19 protein-coding genes are annotated in these 23,685 nt (G+C 59.8%); 6 read left to right on the top strand and 13 right to left on the bottom strand.

All coding sequences use genetic code 11. The annotated features are described in order from the left end of the window. On the top strand, window positions 1-3,029 hold a 3,029-nt coding region (locus tag ABIZ35_RS12095), incomplete at its 5' end, for a glycoside hydrolase N-terminal domain-containing protein (RefSeq protein WP_348220160.1). 344 nt (window positions 3,030-3,373) lie between these two features. After that, entirely contained in the window at window positions 3,374-4,159 is a 786-nt protein-coding gene (locus ABIZ35_RS12090) for a DUF1559 domain-containing protein (protein ID WP_348220159.1), read from the top strand. 84 nt (window positions 4,160-4,243) lie between these two features. Here ABIZ35_RS12090 and ABIZ35_RS12085 read toward each other — a convergent pair whose 3' ends face one another. From ABIZ35_RS12085 to ABIZ35_RS12060, 6 genes are all read right to left on the bottom strand, one after another. Next, window positions 4,244-4,792 (bottom strand): YcxB family protein, encoded by a 549-nt coding sequence (locus ABIZ35_RS12085; RefSeq protein ID WP_348220158.1) that lies wholly within the window; start codon window positions 4,790-4,792, stop codon window positions 4,244-4,246. Between the two features lie 9 nt (window positions 4,793-4,801). Further along, entirely contained in the window at window positions 4,802-5,356 is a 555-nt protein-coding gene (locus ABIZ35_RS12080; RefSeq protein ID WP_348220157.1) for a YcxB family protein, read from the bottom strand. A 43-nt stretch (window positions 5,357-5,399) separates the two neighbouring features. Further along, window positions 5,400-6,029: a hypothetical protein gene (locus ABIZ35_RS12075; protein WP_348220156.1), complete on the bottom strand. Its 630-nt coding sequence runs from the start codon at window positions 6,027-6,029 to the stop codon at window positions 5,400-5,402. Beyond that, the gene (locus ABIZ35_RS12070) at window positions 6,026-6,571 is read right to left on the bottom strand and encodes a YcxB family protein (RefSeq protein WP_348220155.1); all 546 of its coding nucleotides are present in this window, start codon (window positions 6,569-6,571) and stop codon (window positions 6,026-6,028) included. Before ABIZ35_RS12070 ends, ABIZ35_RS12075 begins: the two co-directional genes overlap by 4 nt. Next, window positions 6,514-7,155, bottom strand: a complete 642-nt coding sequence (locus ABIZ35_RS12065) for a YcxB family protein (RefSeq protein WP_348220154.1) — start codon at window positions 7,153-7,155, stop codon at window positions 6,514-6,516. Before ABIZ35_RS12065 ends, ABIZ35_RS12070 begins: the two co-directional genes overlap by 58 nt. 231 nt (window positions 7,156-7,386) lie before the next feature. Further along, the gene (locus tag ABIZ35_RS12060; protein ID WP_348220153.1) at window positions 7,387-9,855 is read right to left on the bottom strand and encodes a hypothetical protein; all 2,469 of its coding nucleotides are present in this window, start codon (window positions 9,853-9,855) and stop codon (window positions 7,387-7,389) included. Between the two features lie 276 nt (window positions 9,856-10,131). Here ABIZ35_RS12060 and ABIZ35_RS12055 point away from each other — a divergent pair, with 276 nt between their 5' ends. Then, entirely contained in the window at window positions 10,132-10,338 is a 207-nt protein-coding gene (locus tag ABIZ35_RS12055) for a hypothetical protein (protein WP_348220152.1), read from the top strand. Between the two features lie 109 nt (window positions 10,339-10,447). Here the strand turns inward: ABIZ35_RS12055 and ABIZ35_RS12050 are convergent, their stop codons facing one another. Then, the gene (locus ABIZ35_RS12050) at window positions 10,448-10,993 is read right to left on the bottom strand and encodes a YcxB family protein (RefSeq protein ID WP_348220151.1); all 546 of its coding nucleotides are present in this window, start codon (window positions 10,991-10,993) and stop codon (window positions 10,448-10,450) included. A gap of 232 nt (window positions 10,994-11,225) precedes the next feature. On the opposite strand from ABIZ35_RS12050, the gene ABIZ35_RS12045 reads away from it, so the two are divergent. Continuing rightward, complete coding sequence (locus ABIZ35_RS12045; protein ID WP_348220150.1) at window positions 11,226-11,984, top strand: PEP-CTERM sorting domain-containing protein; 759 nt, start codon at window positions 11,226-11,228, stop codon at window positions 11,982-11,984. Window positions 11,985-12,206: 222 nt separating this feature from the next. On the opposite strand, the gene ABIZ35_RS12040 is transcribed toward ABIZ35_RS12045, so the two are convergent. Then, entirely contained in the window at window positions 12,207-12,968 is a 762-nt protein-coding gene (locus ABIZ35_RS12040; protein ID WP_348220149.1) for an SDR family oxidoreductase, read from the bottom strand. A 155-nt stretch (window positions 12,969-13,123) separates the two neighbouring features. Between ABIZ35_RS12040 and ABIZ35_RS12035 the strand changes: the two genes are divergently transcribed. Further along, on the top strand, window positions 13,124-14,035 hold the full coding sequence (locus ABIZ35_RS12035) for an AraC family transcriptional regulator (protein ID WP_348220148.1): 912 nt from the start codon (window positions 13,124-13,126) through the stop codon (window positions 14,033-14,035). Here ABIZ35_RS12035 and ABIZ35_RS12030 read toward each other — a convergent pair. Continuing rightward, window positions 14,032-15,135 (bottom strand): diguanylate cyclase, encoded by a 1,104-nt coding sequence (locus tag ABIZ35_RS12030; RefSeq protein WP_348220147.1) that lies wholly within the window; start codon window positions 15,133-15,135, stop codon window positions 14,032-14,034. The two genes, ABIZ35_RS12035 and ABIZ35_RS12030, sit on opposite strands and share 4 nt — an antisense overlap. Before the next feature lie 244 nt (window positions 15,136-15,379). Here ABIZ35_RS12030 and ABIZ35_RS12025 point away from each other — a divergent pair, with 244 nt between their 5' ends. Then, window positions 15,380-16,489 (top strand): PDDEXK nuclease domain-containing protein, encoded by a 1,110-nt coding sequence (locus ABIZ35_RS12025; protein ID WP_348220146.1) that lies wholly within the window; start codon window positions 15,380-15,382, stop codon window positions 16,487-16,489. 14 nt (window positions 16,490-16,503) lie between these two features. Here the strand turns inward: ABIZ35_RS12025 and ABIZ35_RS12020 are convergent, their stop codons facing one another. The 4 genes from ABIZ35_RS12020 to ABIZ35_RS12005 all read right to left on the bottom strand — a co-directional run bounded on the left by ABIZ35_RS12020 (window position 16,504) and on the right by ABIZ35_RS12005 (window position 23,665). Then, on the bottom strand, window positions 16,504-17,712 hold the full coding sequence (locus tag ABIZ35_RS12020; RefSeq protein WP_348220145.1) for a redoxin domain-containing protein: 1,209 nt from the start codon (window positions 17,710-17,712) through the stop codon (window positions 16,504-16,506). After that, window positions 17,690-18,517, bottom strand: coding sequence for a DUF1559 domain-containing protein (locus ABIZ35_RS12015; RefSeq protein ID WP_348220144.1), 828 nt, complete (start codon window positions 18,515-18,517; stop codon window positions 17,690-17,692). Before ABIZ35_RS12015 ends, ABIZ35_RS12020 begins: the two co-directional genes overlap by 23 nt. A gap of 462 nt (window positions 18,518-18,979) precedes the next feature. Next, window positions 18,980-20,071 carry an aldo/keto reductase gene (locus ABIZ35_RS12010; RefSeq protein WP_348220143.1) on the bottom strand — a complete coding sequence of 364 codons (1,092 nt, stop codon included), beginning with the start codon at window positions 20,069-20,071 and terminating at the stop codon, window positions 18,980-18,982. Window positions 20,072-20,149: 78 nt separating this feature from the next. Next, window positions 20,150-23,665 carry a carboxypeptidase-like regulatory domain-containing protein gene (locus ABIZ35_RS12005; RefSeq protein WP_348220142.1) on the bottom strand — a complete coding sequence of 1,172 codons (3,516 nt, stop codon included), beginning with the start codon at window positions 23,663-23,665 and terminating at the stop codon, window positions 20,150-20,152. Between the last annotated feature and the right edge of the window lie 20 nt (window positions 23,666-23,685).

Genomic DNA, 23,685 nt, shown 5'->3' with positions numbered 1-23,685 from the left:
CTATGCAGCGACGCGATTTTCTCAAAGCGGGCTTCGGGGCCGCCCTGGCCGGCCCCCTTCTTCTCAATCCCTGGCAGACAAATCCCGCGCGGGCGGCGGATGCGCCTTCCTCGGACGGCATGGCCGTTGGGCCGCACGAGCCACTGCTGCGCAGCAAGCTCGATCCGGGGCTGGACCTCACGGACTCCGTCACGCTGGAAGCGTGGGTGAAGGCGTCGCCGATGGAGCAAGGGGGCGGACGCATTCTCGACAAGCTGGTCGCGGGGACGTCGGAAGGGTTCACGCTGGATACGTATCCGGGGAACTCACTGCGCATGATCGTGGCGAAGGGTGTTTGCTCTTACGATGCGAAATTGCCAGAAGATCGCTGGACGCATGTCGCCGGCGTTTACAGCGCATCGGGCAAAACATTCGCGCTCTATGTGGACGGCAAGCAGGTCGCCGCGCTCACGGACGGCGATTTTTCGCCGATGACAACGCCGAAGGTTTCGCTGACGGTGGGGGCCGATCCGGAGGGAAACAACGCCTTTCACGGGCGCATCCAGCGCGCCGCCGTCTACAGCCGAGCGCTGACGGCCGCCGAGATCGCGGCGCGCGCCGTCGATCCGGCAAAGAGTGTGAGCGGGGCAGTCGGCGAATGGGTATTTCCCGCAAGTCCCGGCCGGACGCTGGCGCCGATCCATGGAGCATTGGTTTTGACGAACACAAATTGGATACGTGAGGTCGTCGGCACGACGACTGGGCCGGCGAACGCCCTCGCGCTCTGGTATCAGAAGCCCGCGCAGGAGTGGCTGGAAGCGCTGCCCATTGGGAACGGCCGTCTGGCGGCGATGGTCTACGGCGGCGTCGATACCGAAACCTTGCAGCTCAACGAAGGAACGCTCTGGGGTGGCGGGCCGCACAACTACGACAACCCCGAAGGACTCGCCGCGCTGCCTGAGATCCGTCAGCTGGTCTTCGCAGGCAAGTTCCATGAAGCCGAAGAGTTAGTGAACGCGAAGTTTATGGGCAAGCCCGCCGGCCAAATGCCGTATCAGACGGTGGGCAATCTCAAGCTGAGCTTTGCCGACAGCGGCGACATCGTCGATTATCGGCGCGATCTGGATCTCGCTTCAGCCACAACGCACGTCGAATATATGGCAGGCGGCGTCAAATTCGCGCGTGAGACATTCGCGAGCGCGCCGGACAACGTGATCGCTGTGCGCATGACGGCGGGCAAGTCTGGAATAATCAGCTTCACCGCCGCCTTTGACAGTCCCCAGAATATCACGGCTTCTTCCCCCGATGTCCATACCATTGCGATCGATGGGCGAAGCGGCGACCGGGGCGGCGTCCCCGGCGCGGTCAAGTTCCAGGCGCTCGCGCGCGTGCAGGCCGAGGGCGGCCATGTGACGTCCGAGAACGGGAAGCTCACCGTCGAAGGCGCGAACGCCGTCACATTGCTGATCTCCATCGCCACCAGTTACAAAAACTATGAAGACGTGAGCGGCGACGCCCCCGCGCTCGCCCGAAAGTATCTCGACACGGCTGCAAAAAAGCCGTACACCCGTCTGCGCGAGGCTCATCTCGCCGACTATCGCAAGCTATTCGACCGGGTCGCCATCGACCTGGGGACGTCGCCCGCCGCCAAACTGCCGACAAACGAGCGGATCGCCGCCTTCCAAAATGGCGACGATCCGCAGCTCGCTGCGCTGCATTTTCAATTTGGCCGTTACCTATTGATTTCATGCTCGCGCTCCGGCGGCCAGCCCGCGACGCTGCAAGGCTTGTGGAACCACGAGATGGATCCGCCGTGGAGCTCCAAGTATACGATCAATATCAACACCGAGATGAACTACTGGCCCGCAGGGCCCGCCAATTTGATCGAATGCTACGAGCCGCTGTTCGACATGATCGGCGAGATCGCCGTCACGGGCCGCCACACGGCCAAAACCCAATACGGCGCCGGCGGCTGGGTGACGCACCACAATACCGACGCCTGGCGCGGAACCGCGCCCGTGGACGTCCCGTGGTCCGGCATGTGGCCCAGCGGCGGCATGTGGCTGTGTAAGAGCTTCTGGGATCATTACGAATTTACCGGAGATGAGGCGGCCCTGCGCCGCCACTATCCCGTGATGAAGGGCGCCGCCGAGTTCTTCTTAGATACCCTGGTCGAGCATCCCGAACAGCATTATCTTGTGACCTGCCCGTCGGTCTCCCCCGAGATCGGGCACGCCGGCGGCTCCATCTGCGCCGGGCCGACGATGGACAACCAACTGCTGCGCGACCTCTTCGACGCCTGCCGAAGCGCCGCCGCGCTGCTTGGCGTGGACGCCGATTTCCGCGCCCGTCTCACCACCGCCCGCGCCCGCCTCGCCCCGGACCGCATCGGCAAGGCCGGGCAGCTGCGCGAATGGCTCGACGACTGGGACATGGAGTCGCCCGACCGTCACAACCGCCACGTTTCGCACCTCTACGGCCTCTATCCAAGCAGTCAGATCACCAAGCGCGGGACGCCCGAACTCTTCGCGGCGGCGCAAAAGTCGCTGGAGATTCGCGGCGACGACGCCACCGGCTGGAGCATGGGCTGGAAGATCAACCTCTGGGCGCGCCTCGAAGACGGCGACCACGCGCACAAGATGATTTCGATGCTGCTCACCCCGCAGCGCACCGCGCCCAATCTGTTCGACCTGCACCCGCCGTTCCAGATCGACGGCAACTTCGGCGCCGTTTCCGGCGTCTGCGAAATGCTCCTGCAAAGCCACTCGGACACGATCCACCTGCTCCCCGCACTCCCCAGCGCCTGGCCCGCCGGTCACGTCCGAGGTTTACGCGCCCGACCCGGCGCCTCCGACATCGACATGGCCTGGACGGGCGGCAAGCTCCAATCCGCCACGATCCGCGCCCGCCGCGCCGGCCCCATCCACATGCGCGCCACGGGAGCCTATCAGGTCCAGGAACACGGCCAACAGATCGCCATCTCCAACGCCGACGGCGTCGCAACATTCACGGCGTCGAAGGGTGGGGTGTATGAGGTGAAGGGCGTTTGAGCATACGATTCGGCCCCCCCTGCCCCCCAATCCTGGAGGAGGAGAAGATGCCCCCCGGCCCCCACAAGGGGTGTAAACCATAACAACGTTTGCGTGGCAAAGATTTGTCACGTGGACGGATATGAGCTTTTACCCCTTTGGGGGCCAGGGGGATTCTTGATTCCTCCCCCAGGATTGGGGGCAGGGGGCCGTTCCTGCTCTCCCCAGGATTAGGCAGGGGCCAAACTGCATGAGTATCCATCAATAAACCAGCCAGATTCGCACTTGTGGGCCGCAGGAGGCGGTGATATACTTGTGAGAGTACTTATCATACACTCCCAACGAAAACCCAGAGGAAAGAACTTATGTCAACACATCGTCAACAAGGCTTTACGCTCATCGAACTGCTCGTAGTCATAGCAATCATTGCAATCCTTGCTGCGATCCTCTTCCCCGTTTTCGCCAAAGCGCGGGAAAAGGCGCGTCAGGCGTCCTGCGCCTCCAATCTCAAGCAGATCGGTCTGGCGATGATGCAGTACATTCAGGACAACGACGAAAACTATCCATTCGGCGGCACGACCACGATCGAGGGCCGTCAAGTTAACATGTTCTACGGCCTGTATCCGTACACTAAGAGCGTCGGTGTGTTCGCCTGCCCGAGCAACCCCCTGAACCAGTCGGCCATCGGCTACGGCAACCGGGGTCAGATCCCCGATGACCTCCCGGTTATCCCGGCGTCTTACTCCACGCCCTACCAGCTCTTCAGCGGTTCGTTTGGCGCCCCGCACTCCATCGCGTGGCTCCAGGAGCCGGCGGCGAAGATCATGGTTGCCGAATGCCGCCAAGCCGCCAGCTTGAACGAGACCAACCTAGCGTGGGATGACTGGAACGGCACGCAGTTCCAGATCCAGGGCTTTGCGGGCCACACCGGCGCGATGAACGCCCTGTTCTGCGACGGCCATGTGAAGAGCGTGCGCCCGGAGAGCACCGCCGGCGCGAACGGCGTCCCAAGCATGTGGGGCAAATTCGGCGATACCCCCACCGACTCAACCTGCGCCGCCGGCGTCGCGTCCAGCGACGAGTTCAACTGCAACGGCTACTCCGCCGGCGCCACCAAAGCCCTCGCGCTTCTGAGCGCCAAATACAAATAGCGCGCGTCCCCACACGCAGTCAGCGCCCCATCGCCGTCTCCTTGGAGTTTGGCGGTGGGGCGCTTTGTCATTCCCTATTCCGTTCTATCCTATCCGGCTCGGCGGCGGGGGCCATGTTTGTGTCGCGATCGGACGCTTGGGATCTTCCCCTCGTCGGTAGGAGCGGGCGGCTTCCAGGAACTCGTCCATGAGCGATGGATCGCCAAAGGAAGCCTTGGGAATGATGAAGCCCTGCGTGGGCGCCCACATGAACACCAGATAGTTCTGGCTTTGCGTGATTTCCGTCAGCGAACTCCATGGCGTATTTGTCGTGAACCGAAGTTCTCGGATTGCAATCGCTTCCGAACTTATCGTGACGGCGAAGTCTCCGATGGCGCCTGGACTGTTCTTGATCGACGAAATCATGCCTGCTCGCTCAAAGCCCCTCACTAAGCCAGCCCAGCATTGCGCCGAAATGAAAATGATCCCGAGTGATTTGCCCAATGGGCAATGCGCGATGGCGAGGATAATGGCGACCACGACGGGGAAAAAAATCACGAGACCATGGAAGCGCTGATACCAAGGCAATCGCGAAAGCAAAATTTTATGGAATTTGAGATAGTCGTCTAACTCTAACCGATAATTGTGCGTCATGAAGCGGCCTTACAATCTCCTTCGATCCGGCGGCGGGGGCCACGCGGTGGTTCCGGGAGTGTCAATATGGTCCGTGTGCGTTCCCGCCTGATATGCCAGCGCCGTATTGAAAAACGCGCGTGCGTGCTCCTCGTCTGCAAACGCTGTCTTGGGAATCACGAAGCTGCGGAGCGGAAGCAGCATAAAGATGAGGTGCCGAGGACTTTGCGTCACGTCAGTCATCTTCTCCCAGCGGGCGCTGATCGCGTAAGTCGGATTTTGAAAGCGAAATTCCTCTGGCGTGATGGAAATCGTGCAGACCCCCGTCATATCGGTCGCATAGCCGTTTTTGAATCCCTGGTAGATGACATTCGTCTGGAGCAAATACGAAATCGCTCCGACAACAGCGACGATGGGGATCGCGAACAATAGGGGGATTTGATCGAAAAAGCAAACGCCAGCGGCGATCAGCGGCATGAGACTACGCCGAACGATACGAATAAACTTCCAGCGGGGGCTGCGATTGACGAGATAAGTATTGATCTGAAGGTAATCCTTGATCTCCACGCGAAAGGCTTGTTCCATGTTGTGATGGTACCTGATATATGTGGCGGGCTAGGGGATAAACCTACGTGCGCCGAGACCCTGTGAGGAAGTAGAAGTAGACTTCCAGCACGCCGAACACGACCCAGGCGGTCCCGAAGATCCAGGGGGTGAGCAGGGCGAATTTGAGGCTGCGGACGTGGATCTCGTCGATCTGGGGATCGACGATCTGGCGCTGGAAGCGGGCGAAGAGGTTCTGGTTGATGGCGCGCAGCCAGTTGTAGGGCCGACCACGCACGACGTAGTAATCGTCGAGGGCGTCTTCGTGCGAGTCGGCGGAGGATAGGGCGGCGCATTTGTCGCGCCAGAGTCGAATGACGTCCATGGCGCTTGTGACGCCTTGATAGGCGAGCACGGATGTCGCCAGGCCAATGGCGCCGAGGATCAAGGGAAACACCAGACGAAAGAGGTGGCCGTGCGGCGTGGAGTTCGCCAGAGCGAGCACCGTGGCCGAGACGAGGAACGATTGGGAGGTGACATAGGCGTTCACGCGGTTGGAAAGCAGCGCCCATTCGCGCGCATCTTCATCGCGATAAAATTTCAGCTTGGCGATCTTCGAGTTCAGCGTCGAAACCTGCTGCACGTGATCCAGCCGCGCCGCCAGAGCGCTGACCTGTTCTTCGATTGTCTTCTGCTCGGGCGGACTTTCGCTCAAGAGTCGACTCTCCTGCGCTGCGGCGCCGGCGGCCAGTCGTCTGCCGTTGGAGCGTTTGGGCTGGCGATTCCATTTTGATAGGAACGGGCCGTCTCTAGAAAAGCGCGGGCGTGTTCGGCGTCGCGGAAGGAGCGTTTGGGGATCATGCAGCCGGCGTTGGCAGAGATCAGAAATATCAAATAACGGGAATTCTCCGTGATTTGAATGATCTTTTCCCAGCGAAACTGCGTCTCATACGCCGAGTTGGTCTCGATCAGCATCGTCGGCGTGATGGTCGTGGTGAACAGGCCCAGCGTACCGGGGCGCTGCTTTACGGAGAGGACCATAACTACTAACAGGACAAACACCAAAGCGCATAAGATAACCAGCGAGAACATCGCCCAGATGGCAAGCGCGCGCGGCAGCGGCGCATGGGTGTGGGTAAGCGCCGGGATAATGAGCGGCGCCGGCATGAGCAAAATCACCAGCAGCCAGAAAGCAATCTTCAGCGGCTTCTGTTGGAAATAGTAAACATAGAACGCAAGGTAATCCTTGAGATCCATGCGATAGGTTTGCTCCATGATATCATGTTACCTGATTTATCCATGCGCCGGGGCGGCGGAGGCCAGGCGGTGGATGTGGGCGCGTCACTCAGCATTCCGTTCTGGTAGGCGCGGGCGGTTTCCAGGAACTCGTGGGCATGTTCGGCGTCGCGGAAGGCGGCTTTGGGGATCATGCTCCCGTAAGCCGGACTGTATAAAAACACCAGCTGATGCTCGGACTCCGTGATCTCGATAATTTTCTCCCAGCGAGTGCGCATCTCGTGGATTGGACCTTCGATGCTCAGTCGGGTTGGGTCGATCACGGCGGTGAACAAGCCTCTCGCCCCGATGGTGAGCTTGAGCTGGTTCGACATCGTTTTACGGAAGGCCCAGAGAAGATACGGGATCCAGAGCGCGGCGGCAAGAGCGGTGAAGAGAAGGATGGCTTCCCAGGGAAGCCGCAGCAAGCTGGTGGCGACCGCGACGAGTCCTGGGGCGACGAGCATCAACAGATATCGCTGATGTGAGTATTTTGGGTTGCGTTTGCGCAGAAACGCCTGGAACTGAAGGTAGTCATTCACCTCCAGCGTATACGTCTGTTCCATATCTCTCGACACTGCCCTATTCCAAGTATGACTGATAATTGTTAAACGATCGCCTTCCTATGCCCACAGCTAAAGCAGTGGTCTAATCAGGGGTAAGGCGGCTGAAGCCGACTGCTGGATTTCGGATTGTGGCGAATGCCCATCTTCTCCGATCCTTATCTGGCAGCCTGCTTAAGCTGGCTTCCCTCTGATTAGACCACTGCTTTAGCTGTGGGAAGCGAGCGAGAAAGGCTATTCCTTCATGTGCATGTTCGGAAGATCGGCGGAACAGAATCCCCACTTGCCGCCCGTCGAGGGCGTCAGCAGGTTCCATTTGCCGGCAAGGAACAGCATAAATTCCGTCCAATTCGTGTCGAAGTGCCAGTAGCGCATCAGGCAGTCATGATCGCCGCTGGAGTACCACTTCTCCTGTGCATCTTTGTTTTGCTTCTTGGTGAGGTTGTTGTGACTGGCGTAATCGAGGTACTGATCCAGGCCGTGGTGCCGGCCGCCGGTCGCGTGGCCGAGCTCATGGGCCGCGCTGAACAGGATGAGCCGGTCCACCAGCGCCGGCTTGCGGGCCTGCATGGTCGCTTCGGCCTCGGCGACATCGATATGACCGTCGGTACAGCCCTGCTGCGCGTCGGGGAACAGGCTCTCCATCGGCGTGTTGGCCGGGAGAACACCAGCCCAATCATCGATTTCATGCGTGATCGCAGGCCGGGAAATGGCGATGCAGTCGGTCGTCATGGGACACTGCGGTCGAGCTTCGTCACTGCCGGCGACCGGGCGGGTAAACGCGGTCTTGTCGGGGAGGTGCAGGTCCATCATCCACACGGCGGCCTGCGGAGTGCTGTAAGGCGTAGTGTTGAAGTTAATCCAGCGTGGATTGAACGTTCCTCCGATATCTTTCAGCCGCGCTCGCTGATGAACGTAGTAGACATCGACGCCCGAAGCGTTCGCGTATAAGTCAGCGCCCTGACGGTAAATTTCCCGGTCATCTCCGGTGGGGAAGACGAACAGCTTGCGCTTTTCCTGGCCCAGCCGCTGGAATGTCTCGCTGTGATCCGGATTGTCGATCAAAAACCCCCGGTATTCTTCGTAAAGCGAAAAGCCGTCGCCGGGCGTTTTCCAGCCGGCGGGTTTATCTTCTTCATCCCAGTTTGCTCCCAGCTTACGGTCGAAGATGCCTTTCTCGATTTCGTATTGGTCGGCGATGTTGTTGAAATCGTCGTCGAGCGGGATCGACAGAAACGTGTCCGTGTTTCGTACGCACTTCGAATCCAGGCCCAGCGTCTCGCACTTCGCGTCGATCTTGCCGTAGGCGCCGGTGTCGCGGGCGCACACATTCACTGTCGCCTCCCGCGCGGTAGCGCTGGTGGTTTTGACATGCTGCTCGTCCACGCGGACAATGCCGGGGGGCTGATCGGCCGGAAAGAACAGGCCCTTTTTTGCGGGACTGTCGGCCGGGAAGTCCATGCAGACGCCCTTCTGATCGCTGACATCATGCAGATAGATGTCGATCAGGCCGCCGATCTGAGTGTTCGGCTGCGTCAGACCGCCGTCGCTCTTTGCGGTCGGCGGTTTCGAGGCGTCGTGCATCACAATATGCACTGCGAGAGGTTTGGGATCGCCAAACAGCTCCGGATGGCTCGTGTCGGTGGCGTCCGGCATCGGCTCCCAGGCTTCGTAGAGCCGTTTGTTGACGGGTTCGATGAGAATATCCATCGGCTTGGGACGAAGCGTGATGGAAATGGAGCTTTGGGCGCTGTAAGTCATTCCGCCGACCGACAAGTTCGAGGCATTCTCATTGCCCGTGATCGTGGCCGTCGCTCCCGATTTGATGGCGGCGACGAGCGCCCGGTAAGACAATGTCATCTTCGGGATGGGAGTGGATTTGCCTGGGCCTAGCAGGACGTTTTCAGCGGCAAACGGCACGGAGAGACCACCGCCGCTTCCGCCGGGGTCGTTAGAAGTCACGCTGCGGTCCTTATCATACGTGGTGGTTGTCCCCTTCGCCACGCCGCCGCCGCCGCCCGATGGGTAAAGTAAGTCACTCTTGCCCGTGGTCACCAGCTGCATGCTGAAGATACCCTGAGTAAGCGTTCCCTTCGAATCCGAGCCGTTTCCCTTGTTATCCTTCGAGCGAAAATGGTACGATCCGCCGCCGGCCTTGGCGATCGTCGCGCCGCTGGCGGCCGCGAGCGGCTCGAACCGGAACGAGGAGACCTCGGCGTTGGGGTCCATCATGGTCGCCCAGTAATCGCCTGTTCCGTTCAGCCTTGGGTACAGCATCGCCCTGGCTGTGTAATTCGTCTGATATTCTTCGCTGCTATTCTCACTATGCCCGCTGTAATTGGCGGAGACATGGATCGTGCAGGGGATTCCTTCCTGCTCGCCCCGCTGCGCCGCCGCCTGGCTGCCGGGCGCCGTTCGTGTGGGAGGCCGGTACTGCGATCCGTTGCCCACCTGGCCATTCACCTTCTCCACAAGCTTTTGCGACCAGGCTTGCAGCTTCGCGATATCCGCTCCTGTCGGCCGCTTGCCAGCCTGGACCTTGCGCATGATCGCCGCGATCTCCGGAGGCGTGCCCGGCGGGACATTCGAATCCACGCGCCCGTCGGCGCGTCCGATCGAGGGGCAAAGCGCGGCGCAAACGGCGGCGAGGGAAATGGCGGTGAGGATTGCGTGGAAAGAGCGTCGTGTGCGACTGCCGTTCATAGAGTTCTCCGATAACAACGTTGAGTAGTGCGGCCGGCGCGCCGGTCGGCGGGATAGGGGAGAACATAAACCGATATCCACGAGTTTGGCGACAGAATCCGCAAATAAGTTCCCTCGTGCTATTTATAGTGGTTTATGTGGATAATATTACAAAAATATCGTTCACTTGTTTAATCTCAGCAAAATGGTTTTCGCAGCGGTGATATTGCGCCGCCTGCAAAATTCAATCATCCGTGGTAAAGGAGTGTAACAATGGCGGCCAGGAAAAAACGTGGCGTGAATACGGGAAATTCGGGAGATGCAAACGCGACTTCGACGGAGCCGGAAGGCGCCGCTTCGGACACTCCCGAAGTCGGCGTCGTGAAACCTCAAGGCCGCCTTGGCGGAGCAACACGCGCGCGCGGCCGGCACAACCGCGGCGGCATTTCCGAGACGAATCAGCCCACCGGCAATCCGAATACAGCCGATGGATCGAAGCGATGAACGCGCTTTCTCATTCGACTCACCGCCTTGGGAGCGAGCAGAAGTAGAAAGAAAGACAATCTTTTGTTCCTAATCGAAACGTTTGCTCCTTGGCGTTATCGTACCTGATTTATCTCATGCGGCGCGGCGGCGGAGGCCAGGCGCTGGCGGCGGGCTCAGGCGCATCCAGCAGCATTCCGTTTTGGTAGGCGCGCGCGGTTTCTATGAAGACATGGGCGTGTTCGGCGTCTTGAAAGGCGCCGATCGGAACGATGTAATAGCCGTAGCTCCCCATGACGAAAATCAAATGCTTGTCGCTTTGCAGCAATTCACTGAACTTTTCCCAGCGGACGCGCATCTCGAACATCGAGTGTTCGACGCAAACCCGCTCGGGTGAGATCGCAATCGTGTTGACGCCTTTGTAAGCGACGGAGGCCTTCTTCAGCGCCATCCGACCGACCCCTCTGAGAAAGAAGAGCCAGCCGATTTCGAGCGCGATAAGAATGGAGGCATACATCCAGAACGGCAAGTGCAAGGGGTAGAGCTCGACACCTGTCAGCCCCGGGATGAGCACCCATCGAATGATGAAGAACCGGATCGGAGTCGGGGTGCGCTTGACGAGGAATGCGTTGACCTCCACAAAATCCTTCATCTCAAGACGGTATGTCTGCTCCATCGAAGCGTGTTTCATGTCCAACCAGTATAACACACTTGGCGATTCCACACAAAACGCGCCGGTGCGCCCGTTTTGTTGCCGGCGAAAATAATTGCAATTTTCTAATGACTTGGCGCCCATTATGCATTATTATGGATGGATCACCGTCGACCACCCACCTACCCACTTGTTCTTTGGTAACGCGATGTCGATTGTATGCTTCCTATACTCTAAACTCTGCCCAGGAAACGATATGCAATCAAAGAAAAATACGAGCGCTGCGCTGGCGTTCGCCTTAATGGCCGGCGTCGGCGCTCTGACCGCCGCGCCGTCCCACGCGGCCACCACCATATACGTGCTGCCCGACATCGGGACGTTTCCGTATCGGACCGAGGGCAACCTGGCCGCGAAATATTCGGGCGACGGCTTTGTCAATTACTACGGCGATGTGGCCGGCATTCAGGAATTCTCCCATGAGTTTTCGATCAACTACGATTACTCCAAGGTGAGCGTCCAGGTCGACATCTCCGGCCTCGCCGGCCAGAATATCAACAACGCCAGCGTCAGCTTCGATCTGCTGGAAGGCTACACCGGAGTGAAGACCATCGGCGTCACGTCCTTCGCGGACCCGACCGGCCAGCTCGGTTACGACTTCTTCAGCACGCCGCCGGTTCTCGGAACGACCTCCTTCACAACGACCGGCAATCTAGGCTCGCAGTCCGGCGACATCACCGCGCTGCTGCAATCGGCTGTCGCGAACGGCGATCAATACTTCGCCTTCCAGCTGGCCGATATCAACCCGTTCGAAGCCTACCAGTACACCGTCGACTACCACAGCGCCGGCGAACCGGGTTACCCCAACGACACCTATCTCTTCGACGCTCCGAAGCTGCGCCTGACGGTCAACTCCGCCCCCGCCGTCCCCGAACCCAGCGGCTACGCCGCCTTCGCCATCGGCGCCCTCGCCCTCGGCAGCCTCCTCCTGCGCCGCCGCCGCGCGACCACGCTCTAAAACACAAAACCCCGGAGACCTTGGGGAAGGTCTCCGGGGGCGTCCCACAGCTGGAAGGCTGTGGGCTAAGCTGAGGCAAAACCAGCTAAAGCAGGTTAGGATCAGGATAACGAGGGCGTTACCGTAGTCCAGGAGTCTGCTTTAGCTGACTTCGCCCCAGCATAGCCTACAGCCTTCCAGCTGTAGGGACAGGGCGGCTTCCGTCTCCGTACAGATTCCCCTTTACAACCCCATTCCCCCCGAAACCTCAATCCTCTGGGCGTTCACCCATCGGTTATCCTCACTCAATAACGAGGCGACCATTGGGCCGATGTCGTCGGGCAGGCCGGCGCGGCCGAGGGCGGTGTGACTGGCGACGAGCTTGTTGATTTCAGGGTTGTCGCGGACCATGCCGCCGCTGAAGTCGGTGGCGATGGCGCCGGGGGCGACGGTGTTGACGGCGATGCGGCGCGGGCCGAGTTCCGCCGCCAGGAAGCGTGTCAAGACCTCGACGGCGCCCTTCATGGAGGCGTAGGCGGAGCTTCCCGGATACGACATGCGGGTGAGGCCGCTGGAGATGTTGACGATCCGACCGCCGTCGTTGATCACGGGCAGGAGTTTCTGCGTCAGGAAGAAGACGCCTTTGAAGTGGACATTATAGACGGTGTCCAGCTCTTCTTCGGTCGTCTGATCGAAGGCGTTGTGGAGCGATGTGCCGGCGTTGTTGACGAGATAGTCGAACCGGGCGGCGTCCATTTCTGTCAGCGCCTCGCGCACGCTGTCGACAAACAGGTCGAAGGCGGCGATGTCGCCCGTATCGAGGCGAAGTGAGACGGCTTTGCGGCCCGCTTCGGCGGCGAGGGCGGTGACTTTTTCGGCTTCCGCCAGATTTGAGTGGTAGGTAAAGATGGTGTCGACGCCGCGCTGGGCGAGGCTCAGAACGATATTGCGGCCGATGCCGCGGCTGCCTCCCGTGACAATCGCGATCTTATTTTGTGTGGACATTGCTTACTCCTGGCGATGTTTTGCTGGAGTTATCGTACCTCTGGCTCACCGGGAGAGCGGGCGCCCGATCTCGCCCATTTTCTGCCTATTCCTGCTCGGGCGATGGTTTTGCCGGGCTGGAAAGGTATGGTAAGTGGAAGAAGGGAGACGCCAAGATGTCCGATGCATTGCGGGAAGCCGTCACGCGTTATACCGACGCCCAGCCAGGGGCGAGCCCGTTCATCACGCCCGTTCCGGGCTTGACGATCCTTCGGTCCAATGAGGAAAAGCTGCCGAGCCATCTGATCTTCAAGCCCGCGCTCTGCCTCGTTGTGCAGGGCGCGAAGTGGACGATATTTGGAGACACGCGGTTTGACTACCGGGCGGGGCAGGCGCTGGTGGTCAGCGTGGAAATGCCGGCCTTCAGCCGAATCGCCCAGGCCAGCCCAGACGAACCATATCTCGGCGTCATTATCCAGTTTGATCTGGCCATCATGCGTGAAGTCCTAGAGGCGCTGAATACACCGCTGAAGACGAGCGCCGAACTTGGAATGGGGGTGTTCGTGCGGGACATCGACGGTCCCCTGGCGGACTGCGCACTGCGCATGGTTCGGCTGCTCGGCGAGCCGGAGGCCATCCCGATCCTTACGTCTTCGATCATGCGCGAGATCTGTTACCGGCTGCTGACCGGCCCAAACGGCGCCGAAGTCGCCCGGATCGCGCTGGGGAACGGCCACGCGCAGGATATTATTCGCGCGATCCATGAACTGCGTGGCCGCTTCGCGGAAACTGTCCGTATTGAAGACCTGGCGCTCACGGCGCAAATGAGCCCATCGGCGTTCCATCGGCAGTTCAAAACGCTGACGTCGATGACGCCGCTGCAGTACCAGAAACAGATGCGCCTGCTCGAAGCGCGCCGCCTGATGGTGACCGACGCCGCCAATGTCGATAACGCTTCCTATCAAGTTGGCTATGAAAGCTCATCGCAGTTCAGCCGCGAATACGCCCGGATGTTCGGCGCGCCGCCCCGGCGCGACATCGCCCGATTGCGGGCGATCGCGGACGACTGGGAACGCTCTTTCACTTAAGCCGCCGCCTCCGTAATCGCGAGGGAGACGCAGTTTCGGCCTTGCGCTTTGGCGGCGTAAAGGCCGGCGTCGGCTGTCTGGATCAGGACTTTGGCGTCGCCGAATGTAGCGCGCTGGGTGGCGACGCCGAAGCTGGCGGTGATTTTTCGATGCGGGAATGACGCTGCGGCGATACGCCGGCGGAAACGCTCGGCGAGGGCGAATACGCCCTCCGCGTCGGTCCGCGGCGCCAGAACCACGAACTCCTCGCCGCCGTAGCGCGCCACGCAGTCGATGTCGCGCGCGCCTTCCATCAGCAATATTCCCACTTGCTTCAGCACCTCGTCGCCGGCGGGATGCCCGTAGGCGTCATTGTAATTCTTAAAGTAATCGATGTCCAGGAAGATCAGCGACAGCGGCGCCCCGTGGCGCTGCGCTCCCCGCCACTCGTGTTCCAGCGCTTCCTGAAAGGCGCGGTGGTTCTTCAGGCCCGTCAGGCCGTCCGTCGTCGCCAGGCTTTCCAGACGGGCGTTGGCGCGCGCCAGCTCATCGTTCTGCGCTTCCAATTCCGCCTGCGCGTCCTGAAGCTCGGCGTTCTGGCTCATTACCTCACGCCGCATCAACTCCAGTTCCTGTTCCACTTGCTTGCTCTCGGTAATGTCGATGGCGATCCCCGTCAAGCGCCATTGGGTGGGCGAGACATGTTCGACCGCAACCGTCTCCGTCAGCCAGCGGATGTCTCCCGTCCGCGTCCGCACTCGAAACTCTTGTGAGTACCCCGGAAGTCCGCCATACAATGCATTCGAGCAATTGACGTGGCAGATCTCGCTGTCTTCCGGCGGCCGGGCGCAGGTGATGGCCGTGCTGAAGTCCTGATTGTCATCCACAGCGATCGGAAGCCAACTGAGCGCCGCCTCGGCATAATCCGACCGGAAGCGCCAGTCGTTGGCGAACCCCGGCTCCGTTTCCGCCACGTCCGCATGCCAGATCAGCCAGCGTCCGCTGCGCACCAGCACATCGATGTCGTCCTGGACATCCTGAAGCCGGCTCTCTAAAATTTGATTTTGCTCGATCAGCGCGCTGTTTTGCTCGGCGAGCGCGATCGTAAGATGCTTTACCACGTTTTTTCTCATCCTGCCGGCGACGTTAGCGGTCGCCTTATCGATATTGTCGGCAGAATAAGAAGGGCGCTGGAGAGGGACGCGCCATCGATTTGCTCCTCGAAAGCATGATCATATTCGAGTGCTTTTTGATATCTTGGGTAATCCCGATGCGGGCATATTCCCCAAACGCCTACTAGCATTTTCAATCGGTTTACGCTAAGATATGTGACATCCGCCATCACCGAACCGGAGCCCCATTCCCATGAAGAAACCGGAACCCACACCCATCGTCTCGTTAGAAATCGCCGATGACGGCCTTGGCCCGCTCGTCGCCCAGGTGCGTTCTCTGCTGCAATCGGCCCGCCGAACCGCCGCTGTCAGCATCAACTCGCTTCAGGTCCGCACGAACTACGAGATCGGGCGCTTGATCGTAGAGCACGAACAGCAAGGCCATCAGCGCGCGGCTTATGGACAAGCGCTTGTCAAGGAACTTGCACGCAGACTGACGACTGAAGTTGGCCGAGGCTATTCTTACCAGTCACTTTATGTGATGCGCAACTTCTATCTCGCCTATCGCACTTCGATCCAGGCAATATTCCAGACACCGTCTGGAATATTGCCGAATAATTTGCCTGCTGAGGTTTTCACACTCAGCTGGTCGCACTATGTATTGCTCATTGGCGTTCGTGATGAGAACGAGCGCCGATTTTATGAAATTGAGGCGGGGCGGAACAGCTGGTCGTTGCGTGAGCTTCAGCGTCAAGTTGGCTCTGGGCTGTACGAACGCTTGGCGCTCAGCCGTGACAAAGTCCGGGCTCAGCAGCTGGCGAACGAAGGGCAGATTGTCGCCACGCCCGCCGATATCATCAAGGACCCTTATGTTCTGGAGTTTCTGGGACTGGACATTAGCCCAGGGTATTCGGAGAGCGATTTGGAAAGTGCGATCATTTCCAAGCTGGAGCATTTTCTGCTGGAGCTTGGCAAGGGTTTTTTATTTGAGGGGCGGCAGAAACGCTTCACATTCGATGAAGATCACTTTTACGTCGATCTCGTGTTTTATAACCGACTGCTGCGCTGTTACGTGCTGATCGATTTGAAGCTCGATCAATTGACGCATCAGGATCTGGGACAGATGCAGATGTATGTGAACTACTTCGATCGGTATGTGAAGGCGCCCGAGGAAAATCCGACCGTCGGCATCGTACTGTGCAGGCGCAAGAAAGACGCCCTGGTCGAGCTGACCTTGCCGAAAGACGCCAATATCTTCGCGGCGGCTTACCAGCTTTACCTGCCGACCAAGGAGGATTTGCGGTCGCGGCTGATGGAGTGGATTGAGGAAAGCGGAGACGCCGGGGAGGCGTCTCCGGATTGATCCCAGATGGGGAGCTATTGTACGCTGGCCGTTTTCGGCGCCTGGGCGGCGGCGATGGCGGCTTCGAGGACATCGGTTTTGCCGTTGAAGCCGGGGATGGCTTTGACGACGTTTCCATCCGGGCCGATCACGAAAGTAGTCGGTGTGGTCGCGATGTGGTAAAGAGAAGAAGCGACGTCTTTGCCCTGCGGGCTGGGATCGATCGCGAATCGGATATCCGGGTAGTCGTGCTTCTTGATCCAGGCGTCGAACCCCTTTTGACTGTCCCAGATCGCGACGGCCAGCGTCACGGTGTTCTTGTCTTTATTGGCATGCGAAATGGCTTGAGCGTGCGGGAGCGATTGGTTGCAGGGCCAGCACCAAGTCGCCCAGAACTCCAAAACGACGGTCTTGCCTTTGTAGTCCGATAGCTTGACCGGGGCGCCCTGCGCGTCGCGCAGCGTGAAGTCCGGGGCGGGCGCGCCTTCCGCGAGCTGAACGCCGCGCGGCGTTCCGTCCAGCGGGGTAGCGTCGGCGGGCGGCGCGTAGGCGAATGTCGATGCCGGCGCGGGAGCGTTCACCTGAATGTTACGCAGGTTCCATTCCTTGGTGGCGATCCCTTTGGGAGTTTGAGTAGTAAAGACAAGACGGTGCACGATCGAGTCGTCGCCGAGATAGGCGCGGGCTTTCGAAGCCCGGCCGCCTTCAGAGCCGACATCGTATGTAACGACATGGTACTTTGCGCCTTCCCAGGTCTCGTCGGCTTCCAATACGGTCGGGCCGGACTGGCTGGGGAGTGCGGCGTCGCCGGTGGCGAAGAACGCCGTGAGCGCCGGCAGTTGCCTCAGAGCGGCGCGCGGAGTGGCGCCGGTGAATGCTTCCTGACGCGTCTGCGTGCTGTTGGGATGCAGAAAGGCGTACCAGTAAGTCTTGCCGTCCGAGACCGCGAGGGTGTCGTTGCCGGACGCCGCCCAGGGTTTGTCCGCATCCACACGCCGGAAGCGATGGATATCGACGCGCAATTGCCCGGGCCTCGCCAGCGTCGCCGTTCCGCGCTGGGCGAGATCCTTGAACGGCTCGGGGTACGAGTCGATCTCCTCGAAGTCGGCCTTCAATGAGGCCGCCGACTGGAGCGCGGCGGTGTTCTGACGGATCAAGTCCTCGGCGGACGGAGCGGCCATGGCCGGCGCGCACGCGGCGGCCAGCGTCAGAACAATCAAACTAGCTTTGGTTGGGATCTTCAATGAACCATCCTCCCGCGTTCGGATACGCGCTCTGCCGCCACACAATGTTTGAGGTCGCGGTGACGGGGGTGACCGGGTACCAGGTCGAACCGGTCGGCGTAAAGCTCGCGCCAGGGCCGTGGAACCACTTCACATGACCGTCGCCGAAGAGATAATTGGAGCCGCCAGAGTGTCGAAGGCGAGCACGCAAGTAGATCGCCTGCGTAGAACCGAAAACAGCGGCGGTCTGGCCAGGAATGACCGGAGACGTATTCACATCGTCGCCATAGGTGAATATCCGTGAGCCGCCCGCAGCTTCGCCAATGAGGACCACTTGAGCGGGAGATCGCAGCGCCGCAAGAGTAACCGGCGGATTGGTGGCGGCGGTCTGGCCGGTTCCGGTAATCCACGCCGGCATGATATTGGCGTTCGCAACGTAGCTATGCGCAGGAGTCGCATTCGCTGTCACTGCGGTCGCTGCATAGTCGGGGCAGGTAAATACACTGCCAACACTGCTCCCTGTCGCGGCGGCTGCGTGTGGATAACCAGCCTTGACGTACGAGTCAATAATGAACATCCATGTCGACGGGCTTGCCGGCTGTAACGGATCGTTGTAGTTCGATGGAGGCAGCGCCTCATCGTAGTCCTGGGTGTATTGCAGAATGGCGATGCCGATCTGCTTCTGGTTGGATACGCAGGTGATTTGCCGGGCCTTTTCACGGGCCTGGGCGAAGACGGGGAACAGGATCGCGGCGAGAATCGCGATGATCGCGATCACAACGAGCAATTCAATGAGTGTAAAGCCAAACGAGCGGCGGTTATTCACGACGGTTCTCCTAGAGTGCGGCAAAGCGCGAAATCGCATCCACGGGATGCGCTTCGCAGCAATGGACGTTCACCTCTAGTTGTCTAGTCGGTCAAACTTCTTTTGTAATAAACTTACTGTCAATATTGATGTTGTCGAAGTATACCCTGGCGTGTGAGCATTGTCAAGGGGGCGTCTCATGAAATTTTGAGTTGATTAAAACGCCCATTCGTCCCTATTCCCCCGGCGCTTTAGCGCGCTTCCCCCTTTTTCCCAACAAGCTGCTTCGCAGGGTAAAAGGGGAGCCAATCATTGATTTCCTTGCACGCTCGACAAGTAGATGTGAAGAAGTTTGGCGTCGGCTACAAACTCCTCATGGGCATGTGACGAGTGAATGGATGGTAATTATTAGCACCCCTTTTACCCTGCGAAGCAGCTTGTTGGGAAAAAGGGGGAAGCGCGCTAAAGCGCCGGGGGAATAGGTCACCCCAGCCAGTCCGGATTGTGCGCCGTCCCATCGAACCTTGTCGATGTCTTGAATAACTCCGTCGAGCCGTCGTCGGCGGCGGTTTTTGTGCGGCCGAGCAGCGAGGCGACTTGTGTTTTGCTGAGGGGCTGGAAGGTGCGGGCGGCTTCCAGGGCCTGTTCCAAGATCTCCATGCGTTCGATGCCGGTGACGACCACGGAGACCGGGAGCGTCATGGAGTAGTGGAACATCTCGATGGGTGTCGCGAGCTTGTCGGCGAGGACGCGGTCGAGGATGAAGTGGTCGCCGAAGGTCTTCATGGCGATCACGCCGATTCCCCTTTGGCTGGCGATCGGCAATACCTGACGCGTGAAGCTGCGGAAGTGAGCATCCATGACGTTGATCGGCATTTGCAATGTGTCGAGATGGAAGTTGTGGCTGTCGGCCACTTCCAGCATCCGGCGATGCACCAGGGGGTCTTTGTGACCGGTGAAGCCGATGTAGCGGACTTTGCCCGCTGTTTTGGCTTTTAACACGGCTTCCAGAGCGCCGCCCTTGCCGAAGATGCGGTCGGGATCTTCCATACGCAGGATCTCATGGAACTGAAGCAGGTCAATGTGATCCGTCTGAAGTCGCTTCAGCGATTCATCGATCTGACTGGCGGCCGACGCGCTGGTGCGGCCGTCGATCTTGGTCATCAGAAACGCCTTGTCCCGGTAGCCGCCCTCGGCGAGCGCCTTGCCCATGCGCGTCTCGCTGCCGCCGTTGTGGTAGTCCCAGCAGTTGTCCAGAAAATTGACGCCCCGGTCCAGAGCCGCGTGGATCAGCTTGATTCCCTCGGCGTCGCTGTCCGGCGAGCCGATATGGTATCCGCCCAGACCGATCAGCGAAACCTCTTCGCCGGTGCGTCCCAGCATCCGGTAAGGCATATCGCCCTTGCGCGTCGTCTTCGGCGTCGGCCCCGGCTCCATCCCCGCGTCCGGCGCGATATCGACGCGCGGATCGCGCTTCTCCGCCGCCCTCGCCCCCGGCAATCCCGTCACCGACATCGCCGCCGCGCCCGCCGCAAGCGTCGCGCCCGTCTTGAGAAAATCCCGTCGCGTGGTCATAAGCTTTCTCCCGCCATTCGTTCTTGCGGGAGTCTTACCCACTTTTAGGGCCATCTCAAGACGTGAATATGTTCGCCGTTAATCGCCTGGAAGAGCGACCGTCACTTCCGTCATCGGAGCGCTCTCCGTGAATGCCGGGACGGCGAAGGGCTTGCTGAGACGCACTCGCCCTTTTCCGTCGCCGGCGCTGATTTGATGCGGTCCCGCTTCCAGTCCTTCCAGGCGCACGTCACCGGCCGGGTCCACGGGAAACGTGTCCGGCCAGAGAATATCCGTGAGCGGTCCAGTGGGGCGCGCAACGCGGACGGATTTTACGCCGATGGGCTTTCCTTGGGCGTTCCTGAGATGGACGATTGTCGCCGCGCCGGGGGCGCCGATGTCGAAGTCTAGGTCGGGAAGCGCCCCATTGCCGACGATGACTGTTTTCGTTTCGGACAGCCAAATTCCGTCGCGGGCCGCCTGGATTTTGTACGTACCGGGCGTCAGGCCGCTCAGGTCGAACGAGCCATCGGCCTGCGCGGTTGTATCCACGTTCAGAAAGACATTCAGTTTGCCGCGTCCCTGGTACGCCGCCAGAATGCGAAACGTGGAGTTGAGGCGGCTGACAGATTCCTCGCCGACGGTGATCCGGCCATGTGTGGAGATGGGAGCGGGAAGGACGATGTCCTGGCGGCTCACAGGCGAGTAAGGGAGGATCGCCGCTCCTGCATTTCCTGGCAGCCACGCAATGACAACGGTCTCGGTGGGATCGCCGCCCGGTTTTAATGCGGCCGCCGGCCCCATCCCGAGAAAACGCGATTCGTAGCGCGGGGACAGGTGACCGGCGGGATCGGCTTGCGACCAGATCGCTGGATCAACGCTGTCCGGAGTGAAGACGGCGATGTGGGCGCCCCAGGCGGGCGTGACGCCGTCGGAGAGGAGGATGCGCGGCGAAAATTGCGTGAGCAGCGGGGGCGCAGGTGTATTTCGTTCGGTTTTGAGGGTGACATGGACGACCTGTCCCGGAACAACCGTCACCGGCCAATTGCGCCCCGACGATTGGGCATCGCCCGAAGCGCCTGTCACTCGCTGCACTCGCAATGGGACTTCGCCCTTCGGAAACGGCCCCGCGATAAACTCGCCCGTGTTCCGGTCATAGTGAACTGCGGCTGGATTTTGCTCGTAGTGGTTTATGTAGACATTGTAATTTTTAGGATCATCGGCATCGGCGATCTTGCCACGGATATAGCCTTCGGGCGTGGGGTGTATATCCACGCGCGCCTCATCGCCGGAGGAGACCGACGCTTTAGTGGAAATAAGCACGGCGACATGCTTCAGCGCATTATCCGAAGGCAGAGCATCTCCGTCTTTGCCGATATTCGGCGGCGTGCTGCCGTTGGAATACGCTTGAACGGAATAGTTTCCCGAAGTCAAATCCGAAAACAAGACTTCACCGCTGGCGTCGACCGATCCGGCGAAGGGAATTTCGAAAGGCCATGTCCGAATGACAACGGAGCCGCGCATGGCTTGGCCGTTCGCGTCGAATAACCGCACACGCAGTCGGCCTGCGGGATGCGTCGAGGTGCGGATCGGCACAAGATTTGGCATGGGAATTGCCGGCGACACGGCGGAATAGACAATTCCTATATCGTATGGTCCCACGTTTTGCGGAGCGCCGTTGCGCAATGGATTATGGTAGATCGCGGAAACACGCCATAGGCCATTCTGGCTGAGATCGACAGTCCGATTTCCGTGCTCATCCAATGGCCCGCTGAATCCCCCTCCACTTGAACGGGATAATAGTTCGATGCCAAATCCCACGGAGCCAGGATCCGGGATTTGCCCACTCGGCGTGAGCACATGGTAGGACGACAGTTCTGGGGTGGGGGCGACATTCATCGTAAATCGCCGCATGGTGTCGCCGCCAACGGCCACGGCTGACCCCACTCCCTGGTAACTTGGGCGGGGGGCGGAGTCCGCCAATTTACGCATCTCCGTAGACGACGCCGTGATATCCCACAGACCTGGTGTGAGGTTTTCGAACCTGGCTTCGCCATTGGCGTCTGTGGTTGCCGTCGGCGCGATTATTTGGGTTAGGTTCGCGGATGTCCCCCGGGACCCGATGGCTTCATCAAACCAGCCTTGTTCGAGATGGCGCGTCGCACGGACGGATGCGCCCCCCATCGGTTTTCCATCCTGAAGCACACACACAACGAGTCCTGAATGGCCATCCGGCACGATCAGATTGCCGTGGAATTTCTTCGGGGTCGTGATTGGAGTCGTCCCCGCGTTGGGCTCGGCAGGCGTACTGGCGAGCGGATGACCGGCCTGAAATGCATAAAGCATGACGACGGAGCCGTTGAGTTCCTTGGGCAGATCTACGATGGAAAACGCGCCATCGGCGCCCGTCTTCGTCGTGAGCGTCTGCTGACCGATCCGATGACCGTCGTAAGATTGATAAAGCGCGTAAACGTCTGCATTCGCCACGGGGTGACCGGCAATATCCGTCACATGACCGCTGACAGCAGAAGAGGGATCTTCGGACGCATCAGCTGCGGGCGTGAACACGCCGCCCAGAAGCGCGACTGTGGTGGGGGCGGCGGGAGACAGCTCCCATGGCTGCATCTCAAATTTAACATCCGGAACGATCTCGCCGGGATGTAAACGGACCGATCGCTGGATGGTGTGTCCATTGCCGTGGATCGTGAACTCAATCTCACCGCCTGGGATATCCGCGAGCGTGAAGCGTCCCTGGGCGTCAATCGGACGCTTGGTTTGCAGCCAGGCAAATCCCTCACGACTGGAGCGCTGGAGAGATACGATTCCGGCGGGGCCGCGCAGTTCTTGGGCGACGGTTCCGGAAATGCGCCCGAATGGCGCAAGTGGCGGAAGAAGCGGGGACGTTATCGTATTCGTCGGCGCATCGAAATAGCCGGTGAAGACATAGCCGACACCCGGCGCGGCGATCTCCAGACGCTGCAATCCTGGATATTGAAGCATGCGAAGTCGCCCCAAGCCATCGGTCACTCCATGGTAAATGAGTGCGCCGCCCTGGTAGCTGAGATTATCATTGGGCGCCACGACTTCGACAGCGTGGTTCGCCAGCGCCTTGCCATTGGGATCGCGCAGCGCTATGACGATGGACGACATTTCCGGCGCGACCAATGAGATGGACGGTTCCTCGCCGCCCGTCAGCCATTTCGTAACACACATCTTCGAGGAACGCGACAAAATGTCTTGGACATTGGAGTCGAAATTGCCGCCCGCATCCGGCAATGGCGACGCCGTCCACGAAGCATTGTCCAGTGGCAGCATCATAAAAGTCGGTCCGGGCTTTCCGGGCTCGGCGATCATCAGGTGGCGCTTCGCCACACGCCTCTGAAATCGCCCTTGATCGTCTGTCATGACGATGACATCGCCGCCTGTGTTGACGTTTCTGTCTCCAGGGGGGCCATAGAGAAACAGACGTGTCCGCGCCAGCGGCTGCCCGGTCGCTGTGGTCGCCACGCCATGAATTACCCGAACTAAGACATTGTCCTGTGCAGATGCGGGCGGCGTGAAACATGGCGTCGCGATCGCGGCGGCTGCGGCAATTACAAAATATCGATGATGCATCTGCATTCTTCTCCAAAAGT

It is taken from the genome of Capsulimonas sp. (genome assembly GCF_039929585.1).
GTDB lineage: Bacteria > Armatimonadota > Armatimonadia > Armatimonadales > Capsulimonadaceae > Capsulimonas.
The sequence above is the reverse complement of the archived record's forward strand: the minus strand, read 5'-3'. Positions and strand labels throughout refer to the sequence as shown.

Excerpts from the sequence above, each read along its gene's own strand:
- ABIZ35_RS12090 (WP_348220159.1), top strand. The coding sequence starts at position 3,374 with ATGTCAACACATCGTCAACAAGGCTTTACGCTCATCGAACTGCTCGTA.
- ABIZ35_RS12085 (WP_348220158.1), bottom strand. The coding sequence starts at position 4,792 with ATGACGCACAATTATCGGTTAGAGTTAGACGACTATCTCAAATTCCAT.
- ABIZ35_RS12080 (WP_348220157.1), bottom strand. The coding sequence starts at position 5,356 with ATGGAACAAGCCTTTCGCGTGGAGATCAAGGATTACCTTCAGATCAAT.
- ABIZ35_RS12070 (WP_348220155.1), bottom strand. The coding sequence starts at position 6,571 with ATGGATCTCAAGGATTACCTTGCGTTCTATGTTTACTATTTCCAACAG.
- ABIZ35_RS12065 (WP_348220154.1), bottom strand. The coding sequence starts at position 7,155 with ATGGAACAGACGTATACGCTGGAGGTGAATGACTACCTTCAGTTCCAG.
- ABIZ35_RS12060 (WP_348220153.1), bottom strand. The coding sequence starts at position 9,855 with ATGAACGGCAGTCGCACACGACGCTCTTTCCACGCAATCCTCACCGCC.
- ABIZ35_RS12050 (WP_348220151.1), bottom strand. The coding sequence starts at position 10,993 with ATGGAGCAGACATACCGTCTTGAGATGAAGGATTTTGTGGAGGTCAAC.
- ABIZ35_RS12045 (WP_348220150.1), top strand. The coding sequence starts at position 11,226 with ATGCAATCAAAGAAAAATACGAGCGCTGCGCTGGCGTTCGCCTTAATG.
- ABIZ35_RS12040 (WP_348220149.1), bottom strand. The coding sequence starts at position 12,968 with ATGTCCACACAAAATAAGATCGCGATTGTCACGGGAGGCAGCCGCGGC.
- ABIZ35_RS12035 (WP_348220148.1), top strand. The coding sequence starts at position 13,124 with ATGTCCGATGCATTGCGGGAAGCCGTCACGCGTTATACCGACGCCCAG.
- ABIZ35_RS12025 (WP_348220146.1), top strand. The coding sequence starts at position 15,380 with ATGAAGAAACCGGAACCCACACCCATCGTCTCGTTAGAAATCGCCGAT.
- ABIZ35_RS12010 (WP_348220143.1), bottom strand. The coding sequence starts at position 20,071 with ATGACCACGCGACGGGATTTTCTCAAGACGGGCGCGACGCTTGCGGCG.
- ABIZ35_RS12005 (WP_348220142.1), bottom strand. The coding sequence starts at position 23,665 with ATGCATCATCGATATTTTGTAATTGCCGCAGCCGCCGCGATCGCGACG.